The 23,195-nt window shown below is 68.9% G+C and carries 22 protein-coding genes and 2 tRNA genes; 13 read left to right on the top strand and 11 right to left on the bottom strand.

Features of this window, described 5'->3' with window-relative positions; all coding sequences use genetic code 11:
* Positions 1-80 precede the first annotated feature (80 nt).
* The gene (locus JOL79_RS31455; RefSeq protein WP_210159568.1) at positions 81-2,045 is read left to right on the top strand and encodes a protein kinase/lanthionine synthetase C family protein; all 1,965 of its coding nucleotides are present in this window, start codon (positions 81-83) and stop codon (positions 2,043-2,045) included.
* A gap of 105 nt (positions 2,046-2,150) precedes the next feature.
* On the opposite strand, the gene JOL79_RS31450 is transcribed toward JOL79_RS31455, so the two are convergent.
* On the bottom strand, positions 2,151-2,756 hold the full coding sequence (locus tag JOL79_RS31450; RefSeq protein ID WP_210159567.1) for a response regulator transcription factor: 606 nt from the start codon (positions 2,754-2,756) through the stop codon (positions 2,151-2,153).
* A 190-nt stretch (positions 2,757-2,946) separates the two neighbouring features.
* Between JOL79_RS31450 and JOL79_RS31445 the strand changes: the two genes are divergently transcribed.
* Positions 2,947-4,251: a M50 family metallopeptidase gene (locus tag JOL79_RS31445; protein ID WP_210159566.1), complete on the top strand. Its 1,305-nt coding sequence runs from the start codon at positions 2,947-2,949 to the stop codon at positions 4,249-4,251.
* A gap of 49 nt (positions 4,252-4,300) precedes the next feature.
* On the opposite strand, the gene JOL79_RS31440 is transcribed toward JOL79_RS31445, so the two are convergent.
* The 4 genes from JOL79_RS31440 to JOL79_RS31425 all read right to left on the bottom strand — a co-directional run bounded on the left by JOL79_RS31440 (position 4,301) and on the right by JOL79_RS31425 (position 7,931).
* Positions 4,301-4,906: a hypothetical protein gene (locus JOL79_RS31440; RefSeq protein WP_210159565.1), complete on the bottom strand. Its 606-nt coding sequence runs from the start codon at positions 4,904-4,906 to the stop codon at positions 4,301-4,303.
* 11 nt (positions 4,907-4,917) lie between these two features.
* Positions 4,918-5,829, bottom strand: a complete 912-nt coding sequence (locus JOL79_RS31435; RefSeq protein WP_307848833.1) for a coiled-coil domain-containing protein — start codon at positions 5,827-5,829, stop codon at positions 4,918-4,920.
* Positions 5,830-6,066: 237 nt separating this feature from the next.
* Entirely contained in the window at positions 6,067-7,119 is a 1,053-nt protein-coding gene (galT, locus tag JOL79_RS31430) for a galactose-1-phosphate uridylyltransferase (RefSeq protein ID WP_210159564.1), read from the bottom strand.
* Entirely contained in the window at positions 7,116-7,931 is an 816-nt protein-coding gene (locus JOL79_RS31425) for a DeoR/GlpR family DNA-binding transcription regulator (protein ID WP_210159563.1), read from the bottom strand. Before JOL79_RS31425 ends, galT begins: the two co-directional genes overlap by 4 nt.
* Positions 7,932-8,099: 168 nt before the next feature.
* Here JOL79_RS31425 and JOL79_RS35930 point away from each other — a divergent pair, with 168 nt between their 5' ends.
* Entirely contained in the window at positions 8,100-8,177 is a 78-nt protein-coding gene (locus tag JOL79_RS35930) for a 50S ribosomal protein bL37 (protein WP_372446823.1), read from the top strand.
* A 1-nt stretch (position 8,178) separates the two neighbouring features.
* On the opposite strand, the gene JOL79_RS31420 is transcribed toward JOL79_RS35930, so the two are convergent.
* The 3 genes from JOL79_RS31420 to JOL79_RS31410 form a co-directional block, all read right to left on the bottom strand.
* Positions 8,179-8,745: a TIGR03086 family metal-binding protein gene (locus JOL79_RS31420; protein ID WP_210159562.1), complete on the bottom strand. Its 567-nt coding sequence runs from the start codon at positions 8,743-8,745 to the stop codon at positions 8,179-8,181.
* A 76-nt stretch (positions 8,746-8,821) separates the two neighbouring features.
* On the bottom strand, positions 8,822-10,555 hold the full coding sequence (locus JOL79_RS31415) for an ATP-binding SpoIIE family protein phosphatase (protein ID WP_230985844.1): 1,734 nt from the start codon (positions 10,553-10,555) through the stop codon (positions 8,822-8,824).
* 219 nt (positions 10,556-10,774) lie between these two features.
* A complete protein-coding gene (locus JOL79_RS31410) occupies positions 10,775-11,272 on the bottom strand; it encodes a DUF2087 domain-containing protein (RefSeq protein ID WP_210159561.1) in 498 nt (165 codons plus the stop codon).
* An 82-nt stretch (positions 11,273-11,354) separates the two neighbouring features.
* Here JOL79_RS31410 and JOL79_RS31405 point away from each other — a divergent pair, with 82 nt between their 5' ends.
* From JOL79_RS31405 to JOL79_RS31395, 3 genes are all read left to right on the top strand, one after another.
* Positions 11,355-11,744, top strand: coding sequence for a VOC family protein (locus JOL79_RS31405; protein ID WP_210159560.1), 390 nt, complete (start codon positions 11,355-11,357; stop codon positions 11,742-11,744).
* A gap of 88 nt (positions 11,745-11,832) precedes the next feature.
* Positions 11,833-12,306: a hypothetical protein gene (locus tag JOL79_RS31400; RefSeq protein ID WP_210159559.1), complete on the top strand. Its 474-nt coding sequence runs from the start codon at positions 11,833-11,835 to the stop codon at positions 12,304-12,306.
* The gene (locus tag JOL79_RS31395; protein WP_210159558.1) at positions 12,306-12,626 is read left to right on the top strand and encodes a winged helix-turn-helix domain-containing protein; all 321 of its coding nucleotides are present in this window, start codon (positions 12,306-12,308) and stop codon (positions 12,624-12,626) included. Before JOL79_RS31400 ends, JOL79_RS31395 begins: the two co-directional genes overlap by 1 nt.
* 114 nt (positions 12,627-12,740) lie before the next feature.
* On the opposite strand, the gene JOL79_RS31390 is transcribed toward JOL79_RS31395, so the two are convergent.
* Positions 12,741-12,814: transfer RNA gene (locus JOL79_RS31390), tRNA-Pro, on the bottom strand.
* A gap of 91 nt (positions 12,815-12,905) precedes the next feature.
* On the opposite strand from JOL79_RS31390, the gene JOL79_RS31385 reads away from it, so the two are divergent.
* A tRNA-Gly gene (locus tag JOL79_RS31385) sits at positions 12,906-12,976 on the top strand.
* Between the two features lie 55 nt (positions 12,977-13,031).
* On the opposite strand, the gene JOL79_RS31380 is transcribed toward JOL79_RS31385, so the two are convergent.
* On the bottom strand, positions 13,032-13,400 hold the full coding sequence (locus tag JOL79_RS31380; protein ID WP_210159557.1) for a hypothetical protein: 369 nt from the start codon (positions 13,398-13,400) through the stop codon (positions 13,032-13,034).
* 113 nt (positions 13,401-13,513) lie between these two features.
* A complete protein-coding gene (locus JOL79_RS31375) occupies positions 13,514-14,002 on the bottom strand; it encodes an ATP-binding protein (RefSeq protein ID WP_230985841.1) in 489 nt (162 codons plus the stop codon).
* A 263-nt stretch (positions 14,003-14,265) separates the two neighbouring features.
* Between JOL79_RS31375 and JOL79_RS31370 the strand changes: the two genes are divergently transcribed.
* The 6 genes from JOL79_RS31370 to JOL79_RS31345 all read left to right on the top strand — a co-directional run bounded on the left by JOL79_RS31370 (position 14,266) and on the right by JOL79_RS31345 (position 22,550).
* Entirely contained in the window at positions 14,266-15,132 is an 867-nt protein-coding gene (locus JOL79_RS31370) for a Sco1979 family transcriptional regulator (protein ID WP_210159556.1), read from the top strand.
* Between the two features lie 199 nt (positions 15,133-15,331).
* A complete protein-coding gene (gene tig / locus JOL79_RS31365) occupies positions 15,332-16,708 on the top strand; it encodes a trigger factor (RefSeq protein ID WP_210159555.1) in 1,377 nt (458 codons plus the stop codon).
* A 356-nt stretch (positions 16,709-17,064) separates the two neighbouring features.
* Positions 17,065-17,709, top strand: a complete 645-nt coding sequence (locus JOL79_RS31360) for a ClpP family protease (protein WP_307848832.1) — start codon at positions 17,065-17,067, stop codon at positions 17,707-17,709.
* Between the two features lie 13 nt (positions 17,710-17,722).
* A complete protein-coding gene (locus tag JOL79_RS31355) occupies positions 17,723-18,367 on the top strand; it encodes an ATP-dependent Clp protease proteolytic subunit (RefSeq protein WP_210159553.1) in 645 nt (214 codons plus the stop codon).
* A 195-nt stretch (positions 18,368-18,562) separates the two neighbouring features.
* Complete coding sequence (gene clpX / locus JOL79_RS31350) at positions 18,563-19,846, top strand: ATP-dependent Clp protease ATP-binding subunit ClpX (RefSeq protein ID WP_210159552.1); 1,284 nt, start codon at positions 18,563-18,565, stop codon at positions 19,844-19,846.
* Between the two features lie 124 nt (positions 19,847-19,970).
* The gene (locus JOL79_RS31345) at positions 19,971-22,550 is read left to right on the top strand and encodes a valine--tRNA ligase (protein WP_210159551.1); all 2,580 of its coding nucleotides are present in this window, start codon (positions 19,971-19,973) and stop codon (positions 22,548-22,550) included.
* Positions 22,551-23,195 lie beyond the last annotated feature (645 nt).

Genomic DNA, 23,195 nt, shown 5'->3' with positions numbered 1-23,195 from the left:
AGTCACCGGCGGGTCCCATCACCCGTGGGTGATCCCCCGCACGGCTGACATGAGGGCGTCCGGATGAGGGGCGGAACGGCGTGGACCAGCGATGTGAGCTCTACTCTCGCACCGACTCGCTCTTCTACGACGCGCCCCCGGCAGGCTCTCCGCAGATCCCGGACATACCGGAGATCCCGTCGTATCAGGTGCGGGCCGTCGTCCACGCGTCCGTGCGCGGCCGGGTGCTCCTCGCCGCGGAGCCGGGCACGGGAGACGTGGTGGTGTTGAAGGAGACGTGGCCGTCCTCCGGACGCGGTGACGGGACGCACTGCCGCGCGGAGCGGGAGCGGGCGGCGCTCGTACGGCTCGCCGGGCTCGGCGTCGCCCCCGCGCTCAGGGGAGACGTCACGGCCGGGGGACACCGGTTCCTGGTGCTGGAGCGGGTGCCCGGAGAGACCCTCAGCGAGGTCCTGCGGTCCCGCCATCCGCTGCGGCGGGCCGACGGGGGCGACGTGGCCGAGCACGTGGCGTGGGTGATGGAGACCTGCGCCGCGGTCGAGGACGCGGTGACCATGATCCACGAGAACGGCCTGGTCCACGGCGGCCTCACACCGGGCGACGTCGTGATCCGCCCGGACGGCGGCGTCGCCTTGATCGACTTCGAGCGGGCCGCGCCCCTGGGCGACGCCACCCGCACCGGCCCGGGACCGGTCGTCCCGGCCGGCCTCACCGGGCTCGACGCGGACCGGTACGCCCTCGCCCGGCTGCGGTTCGCCCTGCTGCTGCCCGTCGCCGAGCTCTTCCTGCTCGACCCGGGCAAGGCCCCGGAGCTGGCCGACGTCGCGAACCGGCTTTTCGCGGCCCCCGCGTCGTTCCTGCGGCCGGCGGCGCGGATCATCGGCCGGGGCGAGCGCGGAAAGGCCCCGGCCGCCGGCGGCTGGGGGCAGTTGCGGGCCGCCATGGCCGGCGCCGTCCTGGCGTCCGCCACCCCCGAACGGGACGACCGGCTGTTCCCCGGGGATCCCGCCCAGTTCGACGGCCCCTGGGGAGGCCTCGGCTTCGCCCACGGCGCGGCCGGGGTCCTCTACGCGCTGCACGTCACGGGCGCGGGCCGCTTCCCGGAGCATGAGAGGTGGCTGATCGACCGGGCGCGGCGACTCGCCGCCGACGCGCCGCTGGGGTTCTACGACGGACTCCACGGGGTGATCCACGCGCTGGCCAGGCTGGGGCGCTGTGAGGAGGCGCTGGAGCTGTGGGAGGGCGCCGCCGGGCGGCCCTGGCAGGGTCTCGGCGCCGACCTCTTCCGTGGCCTCGCCGGCGTCGGCCTCAACCACATCTTCCTGGGCGACCTGAGCCGTGCCCTTGAGGCCGGCGCCCTGGCCGCCGAACGGCTGGACGTACGCGCCGGGGAGGCGGGGGACGACGCGCCCGCCGGGCTGATGCACGGGTCCACCGGGCCGGCCCTGCTGTTCCTGCGGCTGTTCGAACGGACCGGCGACGTGCGGTGGCTCGACGAGGCCGAGCGGGCGCTTCGGCAGGATCTGCGCCGCTGCGCGCCCCAGCCCGACGGGTCGCTCCAGGTGGTGGCCGGCCGGCGGGCCGTGCCACACCTCGGCGGAGGAGCGGTGGGCGTCGCATGGGTGCTGGGGGATCTCCTGCAGTACCGGTGCGATCCTGAGCTGGCCGCGGCCCGGGCGCGGCTCGACCTCGCGGCCCGGGCGCCCTTCCATCGTCACGCGGGCGTGTTCGCCGGCCGGGCCGGGATCATCGCGTACCTGTGCAGAGAACGGGCGGGCGGCTGGGGCAGGGAAGACCCGGAGGCGGCCCGCCAGCTCGCGGCGCTGTCGTGGCACGCCCTCGGCTACCGCGGGCATCTGGCCTACCCCGGCGACGGGCTCCTGCGGCTCTCCATGGACCTGGCCACAGGAACGGCCGGAGTGCTGCTCGCCGCCGGGGCGGCCCTGCATGGTGAGCCCGTCGGGCTTCCGTTCCTCGGCGGCGCGATGCCGACCGGCCCGGGCGGGCGCGCCGGGCGTGACGCGCCGTCCGCCGTCGAGGTGTGAGATCGCCCGGATTTCGCATCCTTGTGCGAGAAACCGGATGAACGTTTCAGCGGCGCGGATCACGGGCGTCGGCATCGTCTGGTGTGGCGGTGTTGTCCGCGCGTGCTAGATCCAGCCGGCGTCGGCCGCGATGCGGACCGCGTCCACCCGGCTGCGGGCCCCGGTCTTGTAGAGGACGCGGGACAGGTGATTGCGCACGGTGCCGACCGACAGGCGCAGCTCGGCGGCGATGTCGCAGGAGCGGGCCCCGCTGGCGGCGAGCCGCAGCACGTCGAGCTCGCGCCGGGTCAGCGGGTTGTCCGCCGTCTCCAGCGCGGCGACGGCCAGCTCGGAGTCGACGACCCGGCGGCCGGCGAGCATCTGGCGGATGCCGTCGGCGAGCTGCTCCGGCGCCACTTCGATGCTCATGTAGCCGAGCACGCCCGCCGCGAAGGCGCGCTTGAGATGTCCCGGGCTCGGCTGGCCCGACAGCACCATCACCCGGCACAGCGGGACCTTCTCCCCGAGCCTGGCGGCGGCGTTCAGGCCGTCCACACCGGGCAGGTCCGCGTCCACCACGGCCGCGTCGGGGCGCAGGTCGAGCGCGGCGGGGACGATGTCCTCGCCCGAGCAGACGTCGGCCACCACCTCCAGGTCGCTCTCGCCGTCGAGCGAGGCCACGAGGCCCCGTCGTACCAGCGGCAGGTGCTCGGCCACCAGGATCCGGATCACTACGCTCCCCTCGGGATGGTCTTCCACAGGGTGATCGACTGGATGCGCACTGTCAACGAAGTGTCCACATTAGGGCGGAGCATCGCAACCCGGACCACCTTCGGCTCACACGAAGCGAACATCGGGTGGGCTACGCTCGAAACGTGCGTCGTCTGCAGGGCACCGTCTCCGACCGTGGAGGTACGCGCTGATGAGCTGGCTATTCGTAGCCGGATTCGTGGTTCTCTTCGTCGGTCTGCTCGTCTCCATCGCGTTGCACGAGATCGGACACCTCGTCCCGGCCAAGTTGTTCGGCGTGCGGGTGACGCAGTACATGGTCGGCTTCGGGCCGACCATGTGGTCGCGGCGCCGGGGTGAGACCGAGTTCGGCGTGAAGTGGATCCCCCTGGGCGGCTACATCCGGATGATCGGAATGCTGCCGCCCCGGCCCTCGGACGACCCGCGCATGCTGCGCAGCGTCTCCACCGGCCCCTGGCAGGGTCTCATCGAGAACGCCCGGGCCGTCGCCCTGGAGGAGATCGGGCCGGGAGACGAGGACCGGGTTTTCTACCGCAAGCCCTGGTGGCAGAAGGTCATCATCATGTTCGGCGGCCCGGCGATGAACTTCGTGCTGGCCTTCATCCTCTTCGCGGTCGTGTTCATCGGCTTCGGCGTGCCCGTCGCCAAGCCGGTCGTGTCCTCGGTGTCGAAGTGCGTGATCCCGGTGACCCAGGTCGACCAGCGTGACTGCCGCGCCGGCGACCCCGCGACCCCCGCGGCACGCGCCGGCCTGCTGCCCGGCGACCGGATCACATCGGTCGGGGGAGCCCCGGTGAGCTCCTGGGACGACGCGACCCGGCGGATCCGTTCCCACGGGGCGGGCGCGACCACGCTGGGCGTCGTCCGGGAGGGCAAGCCCCTCACCCTCGACGTGACCCTGATCGCCCAGAACATGCCGGACCCTGACGACCCATCGAAGATCGACAGGAACGTCGGCTTCCTCGGGGTCGCCCCCGTCACGGTCGTGGAGCGGCCGGGCCTCGGATACGTGGCCGCCCAGATGGCCGACTTCACCGGACGCACCGCCGCCTCCATCGTGAACATCCCGAAGAAGATGGTGGGCGTCTGGGACGCGGCGTTCTCCGGCCAGAAGCGTGACCCCAACGGGCCCATCGGCATCGTCGGCGCCGGACGGATCGGCGGCGAGATCGCGGCGTCCGACCTGTCCGCCCAGAACAAGATCATGTTCTTCGTCAACCTGCTCGCCGGGCTCAACCTCGCCGTCGGCATGTTCAATCTGATCCCGCTGCTGCCGCTGGACGGCGGGCACATCGCGGGCGGGCTCTGGGAGGGGCTCAAGCGGGCCTTCGCCCGGGTGCGCAGGCGTCCGCTGCCCGGCTACGTGGATGTGGCGAAGGCCCTGCCGCTGACGTACATGATGGCCGCGCTGCTGGTCGTCATGGGCGGCCTGCTGATCTACGCCGACCTGGTCAACCCGGTGCGCATCTCCGGCTGACGGCTCCGCCGCTCTGGACGCGCCCCGAGAGCCGTGATCCGTTACGACTTCAATCGAGCTGCGGGCGCTGGGTGAAGGGCTCCCAGTGGACGGTGATGAGCCCGCCGTAGCGCCTGGCCAGCCTCCTGCGTAGATCTTGGTCGAACGCGTTCACCTCGAGAACGGCACGGTTGAGCTCCGGGTCGATCCCCATGCCCAGCGACGATTCCGTTTGCTCCATCGGTCCGTCCGGCGTCTCCGCCAACGCCGTCAACTCGGCCTGGCTGTTCTCGGCGGGTCGCGGCCGAGAAGCGATCGTGAATCGAACGCTCTTCCCGTCGGCCGAGTACGCCCCGGAGATCGGCAAGGCGGCCAGCGCTCGTCCCCGCTCGGTGACATAGGGCGCGACGAGCCGGTACGGGTCGTGCAGGATGTACGGCGGGGCGAGATCGTGCGAGTGGCTCTCGGCTCGCCGCTGGGCGATCTCCAGGGCGCGATTGAACGGCTCGATGCCCTCGTACGACCTGAGCAGGGCCAGGTTGACCGGGGTGAGGTAGACCTCGACGGCGTCGTTCGTCGCCGGCTGTACGATCACCCGCCCGTCCCCCGGGAGGAAGGCGGGCGCCGCCGCGACGACGTAGAGGGCGAGGAAGGTGAGGGGCAACCTTAATCGCATGCGCTCACGGCTCAGTACATCGAGATGTGCACGTGGTCGTAGTGGTTGGCGGTGATCCCGCCGCGGTCGGACATGGTCCGCCAGCCCGGATGGCCGAGGTTGTAGATCCTCTGTTGCCAGATGACGTACATGACGCCGAGCTTGCCGCCGTTCTTGATGGCCCACGCCGCGACGCTGTCGCCGAGGGCCTTCATCTCGGGCGTGGGCATCGACCCGCCGGAGCTCATCATGAAGTCGCAGGCGCGGCCGAGAGGGTGTTCGCCGCTGTTCTCGGCGCGGTAGCAGCCGACCGGGAAGCGCAGCGAGAAGTGCTGTTCGACCTCGCCCCGCATGAACCGCATGCGGGGAGTGATGTTGTCGGCTCCGGCGGGCAGTTCGGGCACCCAGCCGCCGCCCGCGCGGCGGCCCGGCGCGACCGGGATGAGCCGGTCGAGTCTCTCCTTGATCTGCTTGATCAGGTCTTCGGCGTCCGACCGCTGCCGGGCCACCTCCGCCGACTGCGTCTTGAGCTGGGCGGTGAGCGCCTTGGCCGCGTCGGCCGCGCGTTCCCGCTCGTCGCGGACTTGGTCGAACTGGGCGAGTCTCGCCTTCTGCTCCTCCTGCATCTGGTAGATGACCGTGGATCCACTCAGGTCGGGGAACAGGGTGTCGGTCTGGGCCTGGTAACTCAGCTGCGCCATCTCCCGGATGGTCTGCTCGACCCGGTTGTAGTTCGTCTGCGCCGTGGCGAGCCGGGCGCGGGCGGCCTTCTCGTCGTCGCGGGCCTTGGCGAGCGCCACCCGCTTGGCGTTGTAGTCGACGATCAGCCGGTTGACCTTCTTCTCCAGGCCGGCGAGCTGCTTCTTGAGGCTCGCCTCGGTCGGCTTGGGGTCGGCGTTGCCCGCGGTGGCGGTACCGAAGACGAGGCCGACGGCGGCGAGCACACCGCAGGTCAGGGAAATCGCGCGGGGCAGCGCCCACTCCTCTCCATATGCCGACCGGGTACGGGCCGGAGAAGCCCGGGCGCGACGCCATGACCCCAGGTTCTGATGTGGGTCCCCGGCCCCCGGGCGAGGCGCCCGGGATTAGGCGGGCCGCCTGTGGCGGCCGGTGCAGTGGATACTAGTGGGCGGCAAACAGCATGTGCCACCTCAAGTCGCAATCAATCGGAGACCTGGTCGTTATCGTGACTCACGGAGCAGGCGGGCCGCCTCCTCGGGCAGGACATCGTTGACGAAGGCGCCCATCGCCGACTCCGAACCGGCCAGATACTTCAGCTTGTTCGGCGCCCTTCTGATGCTGAACAGCTGGAGGTGCAGGTAGGCGAGGTCTCGCCGATGCGTCACCGGCGCCTGGTGCCAGGCGGAGATATACGGCATGGCCACCCCGAACAGCCCGTCGAGGCGGCGCAGCACGTCGGTGTAGATCGGGCCGAAGGCGGTGCGCTCCTCCGGCGACAGCGCCGGGATGTCGGGCACCTGGCGGTGCGGGTAAAGGTGTACCTCGAACGGGTACCGGGCGGCGGCCGGGACGAAGGCGGTCCAGTGCTCGTTGGACGCGACCACCCGGGGGCCCCTCCGCTCGGCGGCCAGCACGTCGGCGAAGAGATTACCTCCGCCGTGCCGCGCCGCGGCGTCGAGCATCTGGCGGGTCCGTGGGGTGACGTACGGGTACGCGTAGATCTGGCCGTGCGGGTGGGGAAGCGTGATGCCGATCTCCCGGCCGCGGTTCTCGAAGCAGAACACCTGCTCCACGCCGGGCAGCGCGGACAGCTCGGCGGTGCGGTCCGCCCACGCCTCCATGACCAGCTCGACCTGCTCGTCGGACAGGGAGCTGAAGGAGGCGTCGTGGTCGGAGGTGAAGCACACGACCTCGCATCTGCCGATGCCGGGCCGTACCTCGCTGAGGCCGCCCACCTGCTCGTACTCGCCCAGGTTGTAGCTGAACGACGGGAAGCGGTTCTCGAAGACGGCCACGTCGTACGCGGAGGGGATCTCGGAGCCGGGGTGCGCCGGGCAGAGCGGGCACTCGTCGGCGGAGGGGAGATGGGTGCGGGTCTGCCGGTGCCGGGCGACCGCGACCCACTCGTCCATCAGCGGGTCATAGCGCAGCTCGGACGCGAGCGGGCGTGGGGGCAGGTCGCGGGTGTCGGACGCGCTGTGGTCGGCGTCGTCGCGGCGGTCGAAGTAGATCAGTTCGCGGCCGTCCGCGAGATGGGTGATGGTGCGCTTCACAGTGCGGTCTCCAGCTTGCTGTCGAGCTCGTCGTCTGGCGACGGGTCGGCGATGACGAGTTCCCCCACGCGCTCGGTGAGCTCGGCCTGTGCCTCCGGGGGAAGGCCGGCGTCGCTCACCACCACGTGCGCCTCGTCCAGGGCGGCGATCGTGCTGATGCCGACCGTCCCCCACTTCGTGTGATCGGCCAGGACGACCAGTTGCTGCGCCGCGGCCACCAGCTCCCGGTCGGTCTCCGCTTCGAGCAGGTTGGGGGTGGTGTAACCGGCCCGGGAGCTCATCCCGTGGACGCCCAGCATGAGCGTGTCGACGTTGAGTGAGCGGATGGCGGCCACGGCGACCGGCCCGACGAGGGCGTCCGACGGCGTGCGCACGCCTCCGACCAGCACCACGGTCTGATCCGGCCGTCCTCCCCGATGGAAGACGTCGGCCACCTGTACGGAGTTGGTGATGACGGTCAGTTCGGGCACGTCGAGCAGGTGATGGGCCAGCGTCCACGTGGTCGTGCCCGCGGACAGCGCCACGGCGCCGCCCGGCCGGACGAGGCGTGCCGCCCGGCGGGCGATGGCCTCCTTCTCGGCCTGCTGCCGGACCGACTTGGCCGCGAAACCCGGCTCCTCCGTCGACCCCACCCCGGTCGTCGTGGCCCCGCCGTGGACCTTCTCGATCAGGCCTCGCTCCGCGAGCACCTCGAGATCACGCCGGATCGTCATGTCGGAGACCCCGAGGTCGCGCACCAGCTCCGCCACCCGGACGCCGCCGGTCCTGCGGACCTTCTCAAGGATCGCCTGCTGCCGTTGCTGGGCCAGCATCCACCACTCCTGTCAACACTTTCCAACAAATTATGCCATCTGGTGGGCGGAACTGTTTGAACGTGGTGCTCGATGGCCTGCACGTGGTGCTGAGTGCATTCTCCCTTGTCCGTCGTCGCGCTCAGGAGGAGAGTGGGCGAAAGCCGTACGTCACGGGAGGCGGGTGCCATGGGCAAGCGCGCACGGAAGTCGAAGGCCCGCAGGAAGAAGAAGGCCAACCACGGCAAGCGGCCCACCGGAGGCTAGCTCAGGGGTTCCTGCCCCAGGCGGAGAGGAGCCGATCCTGCTGGTCGGTGTCCCGCCAGGCTCGGTGACCGTCCCCGGTCGGCTCCGCCTGGGGGTAGTCCTCCTGCGTCCGCGCCGACCAGTCGGCGCAGGACGCGACGAGCTGGGGGTCGAGCCGCTCCGGCCCGCCGGTCGCCCGGGCGAGGTCCCAGGTGTGGATCAGGACGTCCGCGAACAACTCGGTGATGTACTCCTCGCCCACGACGTCGCCGAACGACAGGCGCGTCACGGCCGTGAGCGCGCCCTCGGCGTACACGGCCTGGATCGCGCCCTGCGCCGACACCTCGAACGCCTTGACCGGGTCGTCGCCGAGCACGTCGCCGTCGAACGCGTCGCCCATCTCGGCCGCGGCGCGCCCGCCGAGCAGTTCCGGCGCCCACAGGTTCTCGACCACGACATGGTTGACCAGGCCCCGGACGTCCCAGTCCACGCAGGGTGTCGGCAGCTCCCACTGATCGTCCTGAACGAGGTGGAGCCGGCTGCCGAAGCCGTCAAGCGCCCGGCGATACGCGTCTCGAATGTCGATCATGTCTCCTCCTCGCCAAGGAGCTCCCGATTCGACCGTATCTCTTCTGATGATCTGGTCCTACCGGTGATGGAGACGATCACGGCAAATGCTGCTCGACCCAGACGATCTTCCCGTACGGCATGGGGCGGGTTCCCCAGCGGTAGGCGAACCGCTTGACAAGCTGGAGCCCCCGGCCGGTGTCCTCGTCCGCGGTGGCCGATCGCGGAGCGGGCGTCACCGGCGAGCCGTCGGCGACCTCGATCACCAGCGTCCTGCCGCGCAGCAGGCGCAGCTCGATCGGCGGCCAGCCGTGCTTGAGGGCGTTGGTGACCAGCTCGCTCACGATGAGCTGGGTGGCGTCCGCCAGCGCGCCGAGCCCCCAGCTCGCCAGCGTGGCCCGCACGAAACGGCGGGCGTGCGAGACGAAACGAGGGTCGGAGGGCAGCGGGCACACGGCGATCTCGTCCGGATCGAGCTCGCGGACCCGGGCGACCAGCAACGCGATGTCGTCGCGGTCGTGGCCGGAGCGCTGGCGACTGATGATCACATCGCACATGTCGTCCAGGTCCTCGACCCGGCCGGCCAGCAGGCGGCGCAGCGCCATGATGCCCGAGTCGAGATCGCGCTTCCGGCTCTCGACCAGGCCGTCGGTGTAGAGAGCCAGCACCGCGTTCGCGGGCAGGACCAGCTCGCGCATCTCCAGCGGCTCGCTGCCGATCCCGAGCGGCAGGCCGGGCGGCAGGTCGATGACCTCGGTGGAACGATCGGGATGGAGCAGGACCGGAGGCATGTGCCCCGCCCGGGACAGCGCGCAGTTGCGGGTCACCGGGTCGTACACGGCGTAGATGCAGGTGGCGATCTGGGTGGGGTCGAGGTCCTGGCTCATCAGGTTGAGCCGGAACAGCACCTCGTCGGGTGGCAGGTCGAGGCTGGCGAGCGTCCGCGCGGCGGTGCGCAGCTGGCCCATCGTCGCGGCGGCTCTGGTGCCGTGCCCCATGACGTCGCCGACCACCAGCGCCGTACGGCATCCCGGCAGGGGGATCACGTCGTACCAGTCGCCTCCGACCCCCGTCAGGTCGCTGGCCGGTAGATAGCGCGAGGCGATCTGCATGCCGAGCGGCTGGGGCAGCTCCGCGGGGAGCAGGCTGCTCTGCAGGGTGAGGGCCGTACGGCGTTCGCGCGTGTAGAGCCTGGCGTTGTCGATACAGACGGCCGCCCGCGCCGCGAGGTCCTCGCCGACGGTGACGTCGGCCTCCTCGAACCCCTGGGTGCCGGCTCGCCGCACGAACACGGCGCAGCCCAGCACCCGGCCGCGCGCCCGTAACGGCACCGCCAGGAAGGACGTCTCTGTGAGGAGTTCGAGCACCGGCTCCTCCCGGTCGATGCTCGATCCGATGAGCCGGGCGCTCTCCTTGTCGAGGGTCGGGTACATCAGTGGCTTCCCCGACGCCATGCACAGGGCGTGCGGGAGCCCCGCGGGATAGACGGTCGCCTCGTCGATCGGGAAGACGTCGATCCACGGCTGCGGATCTTCCGCCGCCACGCCGAGCGCGACCCGGCGCACCAGCATCGTCCCGTCCACCGGGCGGGTGGGCAGCTCGCCGTCGACGAGCAGCCGATCCTGGACCATCACGGCCGCGGCGTCGGCGAAACGCGGGACCGCCACGTCGACCAGTTCGCGGCTGGTCTCCGCGAGGTCGAGCGTGCTGCCGATCCGGCGGGTCGCCTCGTTGAGGAACGCCAGCCTTTCGTGTGCTGACGAGGCACTGCTACGGCGCCATTCGGCCCGGCTCCCCGGGGCGGGGGCCTTGATGACGCAGTTCCGATTCAACGGCTACTCCGGCGAGAGGGGTGGTATCCCAGAATCGTATGGAGCCGGTACCTCGTATTTCAGCTTTTTAGAGCGAGTGGTGCAGTCATATCGGACGGGTTTCAACGGCCGGAAGGTGTGCGAGCACCCCATCGATACGTTTCCGCGGGGTGGAGACGACCTCCAGGCGGTCGGCCGGATGCCGTTCGTACGCGGTCGGGTCGAAATGGCGGAGACCGGTCAGACGCTGCCGCCGGACCGCCAGTAGACGTTGTCCTCCCGGCTCAGGAAGCACTCGTCGACGAGATGGCGCCGCAGGGCGGCGTAGTCGTCGTGAAACGCCCGCAGCATCACGTTGACCTCTTTCTCGGGGTAGCGGACGCCGGGCTCGAAGACCTGCGCGACATAGTCGAGCACCACGAGCCTCTTGCTCCGCTTGGACGGGATGGAGGTCAGCCGGCCGTTCACGAGGAACGTGTCCAGCAGGCTCGGCCGCTCCTGGGGCGACGCGCGCAGCAGCTCGCGGAACGCCTCAGGCCGTGCTCGCCACAGGTCACCGTCCGGTACGGCGAGGCCGCCGCGGGCCAGGCGGTCGATCGCCCGCGCGGTCTGGTCGGGGGTCAGCCCGGCGACCTTCTCGGGGGGTTCGCCGGGATACAGGACGAGAGCGGCGAACGCGCGCAACGTGTCCTCCTGGCCGAGCAGGCCGAGGAGACGTGAGACGTCCTTGTCGATCATCGTTTCACCGTACTTCCGACCGGTGTGGGCCCTCCGGGTTAGGCTCGGAGTGTAGGGCCATCGGACTCGCCGGGAGGTGCCCGTGCCCGCACGACTGGATCACACGATCATCCACAGTACCGACCGTTTCGCCTCGGCCCGTTTCCTCACCGATCTGCTCGGCGCGCCGGGACCGGGCGCGTTGGGGCCGTTCGCCACGGTCCCGCTCGCGAACGGCGTCACCGTCGACTACGCCGACGAGATCGTCAAGCCGGACCGGATCGTCATGCAACACCTCGCGTTCCTGGTCTCGGAGGAGGAGTTCGACCAGATCTGGGAACGGATCAAGGCCCGCGGCCTTCCGTACTGGGCCGATCCCGGTCACCGCGATCCGCAGCGGATCAACCACCGCCACCACGGGCGGGGCGTCTACGTCGACGACCCGGACGGCCACGCCATCGAGTTCCTCACCCATTCCTACGAAGCGGAGTGACCTGATCGGGGCCGGACTGCTTTCCTCTGAGGAAAGCCCATGGTACTTTCCTCGGAGGAAAGTGGTCCTATCGCTCCGGGATGGCCTCATGAACCCGCACGACGCGCAATCCTCTCTCGCCGGCATCCGCCACTTCGAGGACAAGACCCGCAAGGAGATCGTCCGCCAACGGTTCGCCCGCCCCTACGTCCTGCTCGCGGCTCTCGGGCTCTTCGTCGCCCTGGCGTCCCTCGACCTGCGCAACCCGTGGAGCACCGCCGCCCTGGTGCTCGGATTCGGCCTGTACGCGGCGGCGGGAGTCGTGCAGGAGCACCGCGCCCTCGTCCACCGGAAGCCCACCGGCCCGGAGTGGCTGTTCTGGGCGGGCGTGCTGGCCGGGCTCATGGTGTTGTTCGGCGTCTTCCGCATCGCCGCCTGGGCGTGGTTCGCCGTCCCCGCGCGGGGGTTGCTGTCCCAGGGCACGCTCGCCGCCGCGGCGACGGCGGTGGCGTACGTCGCGCTGACGCCCCTGGCCCGCCGGGCCGTCCAGAGGATCACCTGGCGCGGCGCGGGACGCGTCTGATGGATCCCTGCTTCGACGAGTTCATCCACGTCCCCGCCCGACTGTCGATCGTCGCCCTGCTCGCGCCGGCCGACTGGGTCGACTTCGGCTTCCTGCGGGACACCATCGGGACCAGCGATTCGGCGCTGTCCAAGCAGCTGTCGGCGCTGGCCGAAGCCGGCTATGTCACGGTGCGGAAGGACCAGCAGAGCCGGGCGCGGCGCACCTCCGTACAGCTCACCCCGGGAGGGCGGCAGGCGTTCCAGCGGCACGCGGCGGCGCTCGAACGGATCGTCGCCGCGGCCTCGGGCCTCGCGGCGGGCCCCGACGGCGGCGGGTGAATCGCCGCGCCGCCTTTCCGGCGCGCACGCCGATTCCGGGCGACCGTCGTCACCCAGAGACGGGGAAGGCCACCTCCGACCTGCGGAGGTGGCCTTCGACGTGCTCGAACACGGTCGGGGCGACAGGATTTGAACCTGCGACTTCTTGCTCCCAAAGCAAGCGCGCTACCAAGCTGCGCCACGCCCCGTCTCGCCGGGTACGCGAGCGCCCCGAGACTCCGGTACGCTTACGCCCTGACGACCGGTGAGAAGTCTAGACCAGACGGACACCGAGCGCGCGCGGACGTAGCTCAATGGTAGAGCCCCAGTCTTCCAAACTGGCTACGCGGGTTCGATTCCCGTCGTCCGCTCTCAGTGCGAAAGGCCAGGTCACCCCGTGCGGGGAGCCTGGCCTTCGGTTTGCCCTCAATCCGGCCGGCGGAGCCACCGCAGAGCGGCGTCGGCGCAGTCCTCGGGGGTGTTGTTGAAAGCGATGGCCGCGTCGGGCGCGTGCCGCCGGACCAGGTTGACCAGTCGCTCGAAGAATTCGAGCAACGGCTCATGCTTGCGGATGCCGCCCCCGATCACCACGCAGACGTAATTCCCGCGGGTGAGCGCCTCGGCGATGACTTCCTCGGGATTCTCGTCGAGAGCCACCAGGCACCAGTCGGCCTCGATGTCCTGATCGGCGAAACGGGCCTGACCACGTGCGATCGCGGCCTGCACCGGCTCCGGGTCCCAGCCCTGGATTTTGGCGGGATCGAGGCCGACCACCAGTACTCGTGCGCCTGTCACGCGTCCTCCTCGCTGAACGTTTCCACGACGACGCGGTCGCCGGGCGTCATCGACATCCTCGATCGGACGCGGAAATCGGCGCGCGTGCTTCCGGGAAAGAGGCTCGCGGGCGGTCAGTCCCCGGTGCGGAAGAGGGCCCAGACGGCCTTGCCGCCCTCGTCGAGGGGATCCCAGCCCCAGGCCTGGCTGTACGTCTCCACTATGTAAAGGCCGCGGCCGTGTTCGGAGACGTAGTCCGGCTCGGCGGGGGAGGGGGCCTGATCGCTCGGGTCGGACACGGCCAGCAGGACGTGGGGCGCCAGGCGCAGCAGCAGCAGGGTGATCGCGTGGTCGTCGTGCCGGATGGTGGGGCAGAGCGCGTACCGGACGGCGTTGGTGACGAGTTCCGAGACGACGAGCGCGGCGTCGTCGCTGAGCTCCGGCAGTCCCCAATCCCGCAAGGTCGACCGGGTGACATTGCGCGCCGTACGCACCGAGTCCGCCCGGGGACGCAATTTGCATGTCGTGGAGTCGGTCATGTCCGCGGCCTGGAGGAACATGTCGATTCCCACCTCACGCGTCAACGGGCCGGCGGAGATGGGCTTGTCCCACATGCTGCCCATACCTCCTGCTGCCCGGTTTTGGGAATCGGCGCACCGTTGGCCCAATATGCACCCGAACATGATGGAACACGGCCTACGCCGGTGCAAGACCCAAATGCACGTGCAATTGTCGCGTGCACGGGGTAATGGACCCTCGCCTGGAGCTTCAGCGTCCTGGGGAACGGCCCTTGTCTTCCGAGCCGGAAGTGGTGACACTGTGTGGGCTGGGGGGTGTCGTGCAAGTCTTCCCTTGGCGGCACAGGGCCGAGTAGAGGGAGGCGGGCGTGACGCAGATCCAACCTGGATCGGGTCCAACGGCGCTCCGCATCCTCCTGGGCTCACAGCTCCGCAAGCTCCGTGAGAACAAGAGCATCAGCCGCGAGGAGGCCGGGCGGTATATCCGCGGGTCCGAATCGAAGATCAGCCGGATGGAGCTGGGCCGCGTCGGCTTCAAGGAGCGCGACGTCGCCGACCTTCTCGTCATGTACGGCGTGGAGGACGACGAGACGCGCTCCGTCGTCATGAACCTCGTCGAGCGGGCCAACGAGCCCGGCTGGTGGCACCGGTTCAACGACGTCCTGCCCTCCTGGTTCCAGGCGTACGTCGGCCTGGAGGAGGCCGCCGAGCGCATCCGCACCTATGAGGTGCAGTTCGTGCCCGGCCTGCTCCAGACGAAGGAGTACGCGCGGGCGGTCATCATGGCGGGCGCGGTCGGCGCCGTCCCAGAGGAGATCTCCCGGCGTGTCGACCTCCGGCTCGAGCGTCAGCGCATCCTGGACGGCGACCGCAGCCCCATGTTCTGGGCCGTGATCGACGAGGCCGCGCTGCGCCGGCCGATCGGCGGCGCCGATGTCATGCGCGGCCAGATTCAGCACCTCATCGACCTGATGAACCAGCGCAACGTGACGATCCAGGTCATGCCGTTCAGTCACGGAGGACACGCCGCGGAGGGTGGCGCGTTCAGCATTTTGCGGTTCGGCGACCCGGAGCTTCCCGACATCGTCTACGTGGAGCAGCTCGCCAGCGCGCTCTACCTCGACAAACCCGAAGAGGTCGACCGGTACGGCGAGGTCATGGAACGACTCTGCGCCGTCAGCACGACCCCCGCCGAGACCGTTGATCTCCTCCGTAGGATCATGACGGACTTCTGATCAGTCGCTCCCTGGGGCAGGACTGCTCTAGACTGCCCTTGGCGCTGGACACCCGCCGCATTCGCGCATGCCCGGACCGGTCGCGTGCGGATGGCGGTTCGTGCGCCGATCACGTGGGCGCGGCGCGCGTTGTTTGTGCCGCGGTTGCCGTGCACGACGCGCCTGCGATCACCAGATGCTGGACCAAGGAGACCACCCCGTGAAGACCGCTGTCGAGGAGCTCAGCCCTACTCGGGTCAAGCTCACCGTCGAGGTGCCGTTCAAGGAGCTCGAGCCGAGCCTGCAGGCCGCCTACAAGAAGGTCGCGCAGCAGGTGCGTGTGCCCGGCTTCCGACCTGGCAAGGTGCCGGCCCGGATCATCGAGCAGCGCTTCGGCCGCGCGGTGGTTCTTGAGGAGACCCTGAACGACGCGCTGCCCAAGCTCTACGGCCAGGCCGTCGATGAGACCGAGCTCTTCCCGGTGAGCCAGCCGGAGATCGAGGTCACCAAGATCGAGGACGGTGAGCAGGTCGAGTTCACCGCCGAGGTGGACGTGCGTCCCGCCTTCGACGTACCCGCGTACGACGGCATCGAGGTCGTCGTGCCGACGGCCGAGGTGAGCGACGCCGACATCGACGCGCAGCTCGACGGGCTCCGGCAGCGTTTCGCCACGCTGTCCGGCGTCGACCGTGCCGCGCAGAACGGCGACTACGTCGTCATGGACCTGCGCGCCGAGATCGACGGCGACAACCTCGAAGAGCAGCAGGCCGCCGACGTGTCCTACGAGGTCGGGGCCGGATCGGTGCTCCAGGGCCTCGACGACGCCCTCCAGGGCATGGCCGCGGGCGACGAGAAGACCTTCCGCACCACCCTGGTCGGCGGTGAGAACGCCGGCGAGGAGGCCGACGTGATCATCACGGTCAAGTCGGTGAAGGAGAAGGTCCTGCCCGAGCTGGACGACGATTTCGCCGGGCTGGCCAGTGAGTTCGACACGCTCGGCGACCTGAAGGACAGCCTCCGCCAGCAGGCCCGCCGCAACAAGCTGGTCGACCAGGTCGTGCAGGCTCGTGAGAAGGCCCTCGACGCGCTGCTGGAGCAGCTCGACATCCCGCTGCCGGAGAGCGCGCTGAAGGCCGAGGTCGACGCCCGCAAGCACAACCTCGAGCACCAGATCGCCGAGAGTGGTCTCAGCCGTGAGGCGTTCCTGCGCCTGCAGCAGACCACCGAGGAGGAGCTCTTCGCCGAGTACGAGACGAACTCGACCAGGGCCCTCAAGTCCGGCTTCGTCCTCGACAAGATCGTGAAGTCGGAGGACATCGGCGTCGGCGAGCAGGAGCTCACCAACTACGTGGTGCAGCGCGCCATGCAGATGGGCGTCGCGCCGAACACTCTGGCGCAGCACCTGGCCGACAACAACCAGCTGCCGCTCGCCATGATGGAGATCGTCAGGGAGAAGGCCAAGACGGTCATCGGCGACGCCGCCAAGGTGACCGACGAGGCCGGCAACGAGATCGACCTGAAGGCCGTCTACGCCGAGCTCAACCCCGAGCAGGAGGCGGTCGACGCCGACCAGGCCGAGGCGCCCGCCGAGAGCTGATCAGCCCAGCACGGTACGCGGGGCGAACCGGACAGGTCCGGCGAGCCCGGATGACGCGAGGGAAAACCCCCGCCGCAGCATGGCGGCGGGGGTTTTTCGCGATTTACTGAAAATCACGGCAAATTATCGTCGCTTGGCTTTCGGTCGTTCATGGCACCCGCTTGACCAGCGTGGACACGGCAAGTGCGGAGAACCGGGCCGAGCGGCCGCCTCCGTCCCGCGCGAACTTCCGTGAGTCTGGCATGCCGAACATGCGCCGTCAGCGAACACCCCGGCGAGGAGGCATGAGCTGTCTGCGCCGCGCGTTAAGGTCACAAGCAAAGCCAATCGATAACGACACATTGGAAGGTGACGCTGTGACCAGCCCGCCGACCTTCTTCCCGTCCTCCGGCTCAGGCCTCGAGGCCCGGGGGCCCGAGGGCGCTCCCGGTCGACTTGAGGACCAGCTCTACCAGCGTCTCCTGCGCGAGCGCATCGTGGTGCTCGGCACCCAGGTGAACGACGAGGTCGCCAACCGGCTGTGCGCCGAGCTGCTGCTCCTGGCGGCCGACGACCCCGGCCGGGACATCTGGATGTACATCAACTCCCCGGGCGGCTCGGTGACGGCCGGCATGGCGATCTACGACATGATGGAGTACGTGCCGAACGACGTCTGCACCGTCGCGATGGGCCTGGCCGCGTCCATGGGGCAGTTCCTGCTCTGCGCGGGCGCCCAGGGCAAGCGGTACGCGCTGCCGCACGCCCGGATCATGATGCACCAGCCGTCCGGCGGCATCGGCGGCACGGCGGCGGACATCGCGATCCAGGCCGAGCAGATGCTCTACGTGAAGAAGACCCTCGCGGAGCGCATCGCCCACCACACCGGGCAGCCGCTCGAGCAGATCGAGCGCGACTCCGACCGTGACCGCTGGTTCACGGCCGAGGAGGCCGCGGACTACGGGTTCATCGACCACGTCGTGCGCAGCGCGCGTCAGGTGCCCTCCGAGGGCGCCGTCTCATGACTGGAGCGTCCAAGTGAGTGAACTGATCCGGCCGGGAGACATCAGCGGCCGTTACGTCCTTCCCTCCTTCGTCGAGCGCACCTCCTACGGCGTCAAGGAGATGAACCCGTACAACAAGCTCTTCGAGGACCGCATCATCTTCCTCGGAGTGCAGATCGACGACGCCTCGGCCAACGACGTCATGGCGCAGTTGCTGACCCTGGAGTCGCTGGACCCCGACCGGGACATCAACATCTACATCAACTCGCCGGGCGGATCGTTCACCGCCATGACGGCGATCTACGACACGATGCAGTTCGTCCGGCCCGAGATCCAGACCGTGTGCCTGGGTCAGGCGGCCTCCGCCGCGGCCGTGCTGCTGGCGGGCGGCACGCCCGGGAAGCGGTTCGCGCTGCCGAACGCCCGAGTGCTCATTCACCAGCCGTACAGTGAAGGTGGCGGCCAGGGCAGCGACATCGAGATCCAGGCGCGGGAGATCCTGCGCATGCGGTCGCTGCTCGAGGAGATTGTGGCGAAGCACTCAGGTAAGGCGCCCGAGGACGTCCGCAGGGACATCGAGCGTGACAAGATCCTCAGCGCCTCCGAGGCGAAGGCGTACGGGCTGGTGGACGACATCATCCCGTCGCGGAAGAAGCGCGCGGCAGCGATCGCTTCCTGAGTGAGTTGGCGCACCGGAACGGTGCCCAATTGGGCACGTTCCGGTGCGACTCACCGCTAGGGGGCTCACTGAGGGCCCCGGAGGCGGTAACGTCGAAACTTGAGCGGGATGACGTTTTCGCACCGGTAGAGATCCGGATGCGGACGGAAGCGACCGCGGCTCTGCAGGGCGGTCCCACGCAAAGGAGTATCTGGGGTGGCACGCATCGGCGACGGCGGAGACCTGCTGAAGTGCTCGTTCTGCGGCAAGAGCCAGAAGCAGGTCAAGAAGCTCATCGCCGGACCAGGCGTCTACATCTGCGATGAGTGCATCGATCTCTGCAACGAGATCATCGAGGAGGAGCTGTCCGAGTCCTCCGAGCTCAAGTGGGACAACCTGCCGAAGCCGCGTGAGATCTACGAGTTCCTCGACGCGTACGTCATCGGGCAGGACAAGGCGAAGAAGGCGCTGTCCGTCGCCGTCTACAACCACTACAAGCGGGTCCAGTCGGGAGAGCGCGGCCGTGACGACGGCATCGAGCTCGCCAAGTCGAACATCCTTCTGCTCGGTCCCACCGGTTCCGGCAAGACCCTGCTCGCCCAGACGCTCGCCAAGATGCTCAACGTCCCGTTCGCCATCGCCGACGCCACCGCCCTCACCGAGGCCGGATACGTCGGCGAGGACGTCGAGAACATCCTGCTCAAGCTGATCCAGGCCGCCGACTACGACGTGAAGAAGGCCGAGACCGGCATCATCTACATCGACGAGGTAGACAAGATCGCCCGCAAGAGCGAGAACCCGTCGATCACCCGCGACGTGTCGGGCGAGGGCGTCCAGCAGGCGCTGCTGAAGATCCTTGAGGGGACGACCGCGAGTGTGCCGCCGCAGGGCGGCCGCAAGCATCCCCACCAGGAGTTCATCCAGATCGACACGACCAACGTGCTCTTCATCTGTGGCGGCGCCTTCGCCGGGCTGGAGAAGATCATAGAGTCGCGGGTCGGCAAGAAGGGGATCGGCTTCAACGCGATCATCCACTCCAAGGAGGAGATGCACTCCTCGGACATCTTCTCCGACGTCATGCCGGAAGACCTGCTGAAATTCGGCATGATCCCGGAGTTCGTCGGCCGGCTCCCGGTGATCACCTCGGTGCACAACCTCGACCGCGACGCGCTGATCCAGATCCTCACAGAGCCGCGGAACGCGCTCGTCAAGCAGTATCGGCGCCTGCTTGAGCTGGACAACGTGGAGCTCGAGTTCTCCGACGACGCCCTCGAGGCCATCGCCGACCAGGCCATCCTGCGGGGCACCGGCGCCCGCGGCCTCCGCGCCATCATGGAGGAGGTCCTCCAGTCCGTGATGTACGAGGTGCCCTCCCGGCAGGACGTGGCCCGCGTCGTCATCACCCGCGAATCCGTGCTCGAACACGTCAACCCGACGCTCGTGCCGCGCGACCAGCTGCAGGCGAAGCAGCAGCGTACGCCCAGGGAGAAGTCGGCCTGAGAGGCCGTCCCGGGCGGCCGCCGGCGCCACAGAACCCCCGCCGGATCGGCGTTACGCGGCGCGAATCCACAGCACGGCCGCGAGCGGCTCAGACGGCGTCCCGACGTCCCTAGAATTGGGCATCATGACAACGCCTGAGCTGCCTACCCAGTACGCGCCCGCCGACGTGGAGACCCGGAGCTACGAGCGCTGGGTAGCGGCGGGCTACTTCGCCGCGAATCCGGGCAGCGGGCGCGAGCCGTACAGCATCGTGCTCCCCCCGCCCAACGTGACCGGCTCCCTGCACGTGGGGCACGCCCTCGATCACTCGGTCCAGGACGCCCTGACGAGGCGGGCCCGCATGCGGGGGCTGGAGACGCTCTGGCTGCCGGGCATGGACCACGCCGGCATCGCGACGCAGAACGTCGTCGAGCGTGAGATCGCCAAGGACGGCCTGTCCCGTCACGACTTCGGACGCGACGCGTTCGTCGAGCGTGTGTGGCAGTGGAAGGAGGAGTCCGGCGGCCGGATCCTCGGGCAGATGCGCAAGCTCGGCGACGGCGTGGACTGGTCGCGCGAGCGCTTCACGATGGACAAGGGGCTCTCCCGGGCCGTCCAGACGATCTTCAAGAAGCTGTACGACGACGGGCTCATCTACCGGGCCGAGCGGATCATCAACTGGTGCCCGCGCTGCCTGACCGCCCTCTCCGACATCGAGGTCGAGCACTCCGACGACGACGGCGAGCTTGTGTCGATCCGATACGGGTCGGACGACGTCGAGATCGTCGTCGCCACCACCCGGGCCGAGACGATGCTCGGCGACACTGCCGTGGCCGTGCACCCGGCCGACGAGCGTTACGCGCACCTCGTCGGTAAGGAGGTCGAGGTCCCGCTTACCGGCCGCCGCATCCCGATCGTGGCCGACGAGCACGTGGATCCCTCCTTCGGCACCGGAGCGGTGAAGGTCACTCCCGCGCACGACCCGAACGACTTCGAGATCGGGCGGCGTCACTCCCTCCAGTCGCTGGTCGTCATGGACGAGCGCGGTGTCATCACCGCCCACGGCCCCTTCCAGGGGCTCGACCGGTTCGAGGCACGGCCCGCGGTGGTGGCCGCGCTGCGCGAGCAGGGCCGGGTCGTCTCCGAGAAGAGGCCGTACGTCCACTCCGTCGGCCACTGCTCCCGCTGCAAGACGGTGGTGGAGCCGCGGCTGTCGCTGCAGTGGTTCGTGAACGTCGAGCCGCTGGCCAAGGAGGCCGGCGACGCCGTGCGTGACGGGCGCACCCGCATCCACCCGCCGGAGATGGCCAAGCGCTACTTCGACTGGGTCGACGACATGCACGACTGGTGCATCTCCCGGCAGCTGTGGTGGGGACACCGCATCCCGGTCTGGTACGGACCCGACGGCGACATGGTCTGCGTGGGGCCGGACGAGGAGCCGCCCGCGGGCTACGAGCAGGACCCCGATGTGCTGGACACATGGTTCTCGTCGGGCCTGTGGCCGTTCTCCACGCTCGGCTGGCCGGACGAGACCGCCGATCTGGCCCGGTTCTACCCGACGACGGTCCTGGTCACCGGCTACGACATCCTGTTCTTCTGGGTCGCCCGGATGATGATGTTCGGGCTCTACGCGATGGACGGGCAGCCGCCGTTCCGCACCGTCGCCCTGCACGGCATGGTGCGCGACCAGTTCGGCAAGAAGATGTCGAAGTCGTTCGGCAACGTCGTCGATCCGCTCGACTGGATCGAGCGGTACGGCGCCGACGCGACCCGGTTCACGTTGCTCCGCGGCGCCAACCCGGGTTCCGACGTCGCGATCAGCGAGGACTGGGCCGCCGGCTCGCGGAACTTCTGCAACAAGATCTGGAACGCGACGCGGTTCGCCCTGATGAACGGCGCGGTGCTTGACGGACTCCCGGAGGAGCTGACCTCCGCGGACCGGTGGATCCTTTCGCGCCTGCAGTCCGTCGTCAAGACGGTGGACGAGGCCTTCGAGGAGTTCGAGTTCGCGAAGGTCTCCGACACGCTCTATCACTTCGCCTGGGACGAGGTCTTCGACTGGTACGTCGAGCTGGCCAAGGTCCAGATCTCGCAGGGTGGCGTGGTCGCCGACAACACCAAGCGCGTCCTCGGGCACGTCTTCGACGCCCTGCTACGGCTGCTGCACCCACTCGTCCCGTTCGTGACCGAGGAACTGTGGCGAGCGTTGACCGGGGGAGAGTCGATCGTCGTCGCTCCCTGGCCTGGCTTGTCACCCCAGTTGGCCGACGCCGACGCCGAACGGGAGATCGCCTCCCTTCAGGAGTTGGTCACCGAGGTCCGGCGCTTCCGCTCCGACCAGGGACTGAAGCCCGGCCAGCGGGTCGCCGCACGGCTGGCGCTCGACGGTACGGCTCTCGCCGCCCACGAGCCCGCCATCCGCACGCTGCTGCGGTTGGACGACCCGGCCGACGGGTTCACCGCGACGGCACGGCTGACCGTCGGCACGGTACTGGTTGAGATCGACACGGCCGGCGCCATCGACGTCGCCGCGGAGCGAAAGCGACTGGACAAGGACCTCGCCGCGGCCCGGAAGGAACACACGCAGGTGACGGCCAAGCTCGGCAACGAGCAGTTCATGTCGAAGGCGCCCGACGAGGTGGTGGCCAAGGTGCGTCAGCGTGCCGCGCAGGCCCAGGAGGACATCGCCCGGCTGGAGGCCCAGCTGGCCTCGCTGCCCTCCTAGGACACGGGGAAGGTTCCCCGTCCTGCCCGTCCTCGCACGTCAGGCGGGCGGCGATGGCATGAGGTTCTGAGGTTTGAGGGACGGTGCCGAGGGGAAGTTACACAAGTTGTCCTCGGCACCTCCACGGGGGTGCTAGTCTTTCTTCACGCCGAAACGCGGCGCGCCACAGGCTCGGTAGAGCGGGTCCGGCGCTAGGCTTTCGGTTGATCCCTTTCATCCAACCGGCTTCGGTAGTTCCACTGCGATTTGGTGGTCTGTCCGAGTCGGGGTAGATTAGAGGGGTTGCCCTGGAGACGGGGCGGTCGGAATTCCGGTGAAAGTCGGATTTCTGGGCAATCGGCTCGAAAGAGCGGATTTGACAGAAATCAGGGAATTAGCCAGAATTAAGACACAACGAAATGAACGCCCCGGAGTTCGGGTCTCGCGGTTTGCGGGTTTCGGGTGATGGTGATCGCGTCCGTTTCTTGAGAACTCAACAGCGTGTTAAAAGCCAGTGCATTTATGCATGAACCCCGTCTTTTATGACGGATTCCTTTGTGGCATCCCAAATGTGTTTGGGGTGCTGCTGGGGTTGAATTTTTCAGCATTGTTTGGAGAGTTTGATCCTGGCTCAGGACGAACGCTGGCGGCGTGCTTAACACATGC

It is taken from the genome of Microbispora oryzae (genome assembly GCF_017896165.1).
In the GTDB taxonomy this organism is placed as follows: Bacteria; Actinomycetota; Actinomycetes; order Streptosporangiales; family Streptosporangiaceae; genus Microbispora; species Microbispora oryzae.
The sequence above is the reverse complement of the archived record's forward strand: the minus strand, read 5'-3'. Positions and strand labels throughout refer to the sequence as shown.

Excerpts from the sequence above, each read along its gene's own strand:
- JOL79_RS31445 (WP_210159566.1), top strand. The coding sequence starts at position 2,947 with ATGAGCTGGCTATTCGTAGCCGGATTCGTGGTTCTCTTCGTCGGTCTG.
- JOL79_RS31440 (WP_210159565.1), bottom strand. The coding sequence starts at position 4,906 with ATGCGATTAAGGTTGCCCCTCACCTTCCTCGCCCTCTACGTCGTCGCG.
- JOL79_RS31425 (WP_210159563.1), bottom strand. The coding sequence starts at position 7,931 with ATGCTGGCCCAGCAACGGCAGCAGGCGATCCTTGAGAAGGTCCGCAGG.
- JOL79_RS35930 (WP_372446823.1), top strand. The coding sequence starts at position 8,100 with ATGGGCAAGCGCGCACGGAAGTCGAAGGCCCGCAGGAAGAAGAAGGCC.
- JOL79_RS31420 (WP_210159562.1), bottom strand. The coding sequence starts at position 8,745 with ATGATCGACATTCGAGACGCGTATCGCCGGGCGCTTGACGGCTTCGGC.
- JOL79_RS31410 (WP_210159561.1), bottom strand. The coding sequence starts at position 11,272 with ATGATCGACAAGGACGTCTCACGTCTCCTCGGCCTGCTCGGCCAGGAG.
- JOL79_RS31400 (WP_210159559.1), top strand. The coding sequence starts at position 11,833 with ATGAACCCGCACGACGCGCAATCCTCTCTCGCCGGCATCCGCCACTTC.
- JOL79_RS31395 (WP_210159558.1), top strand. The coding sequence starts at position 12,306 with ATGGATCCCTGCTTCGACGAGTTCATCCACGTCCCCGCCCGACTGTCG.
- JOL79_RS31375 (WP_230985841.1), bottom strand. The coding sequence starts at position 14,002 with ATGGGCAGCATGTGGGACAAGCCCATCTCCGCCGGCCCGTTGACGCGT.
- JOL79_RS31345 (WP_210159551.1), top strand. The coding sequence starts at position 19,971 with ATGACAACGCCTGAGCTGCCTACCCAGTACGCGCCCGCCGACGTGGAG.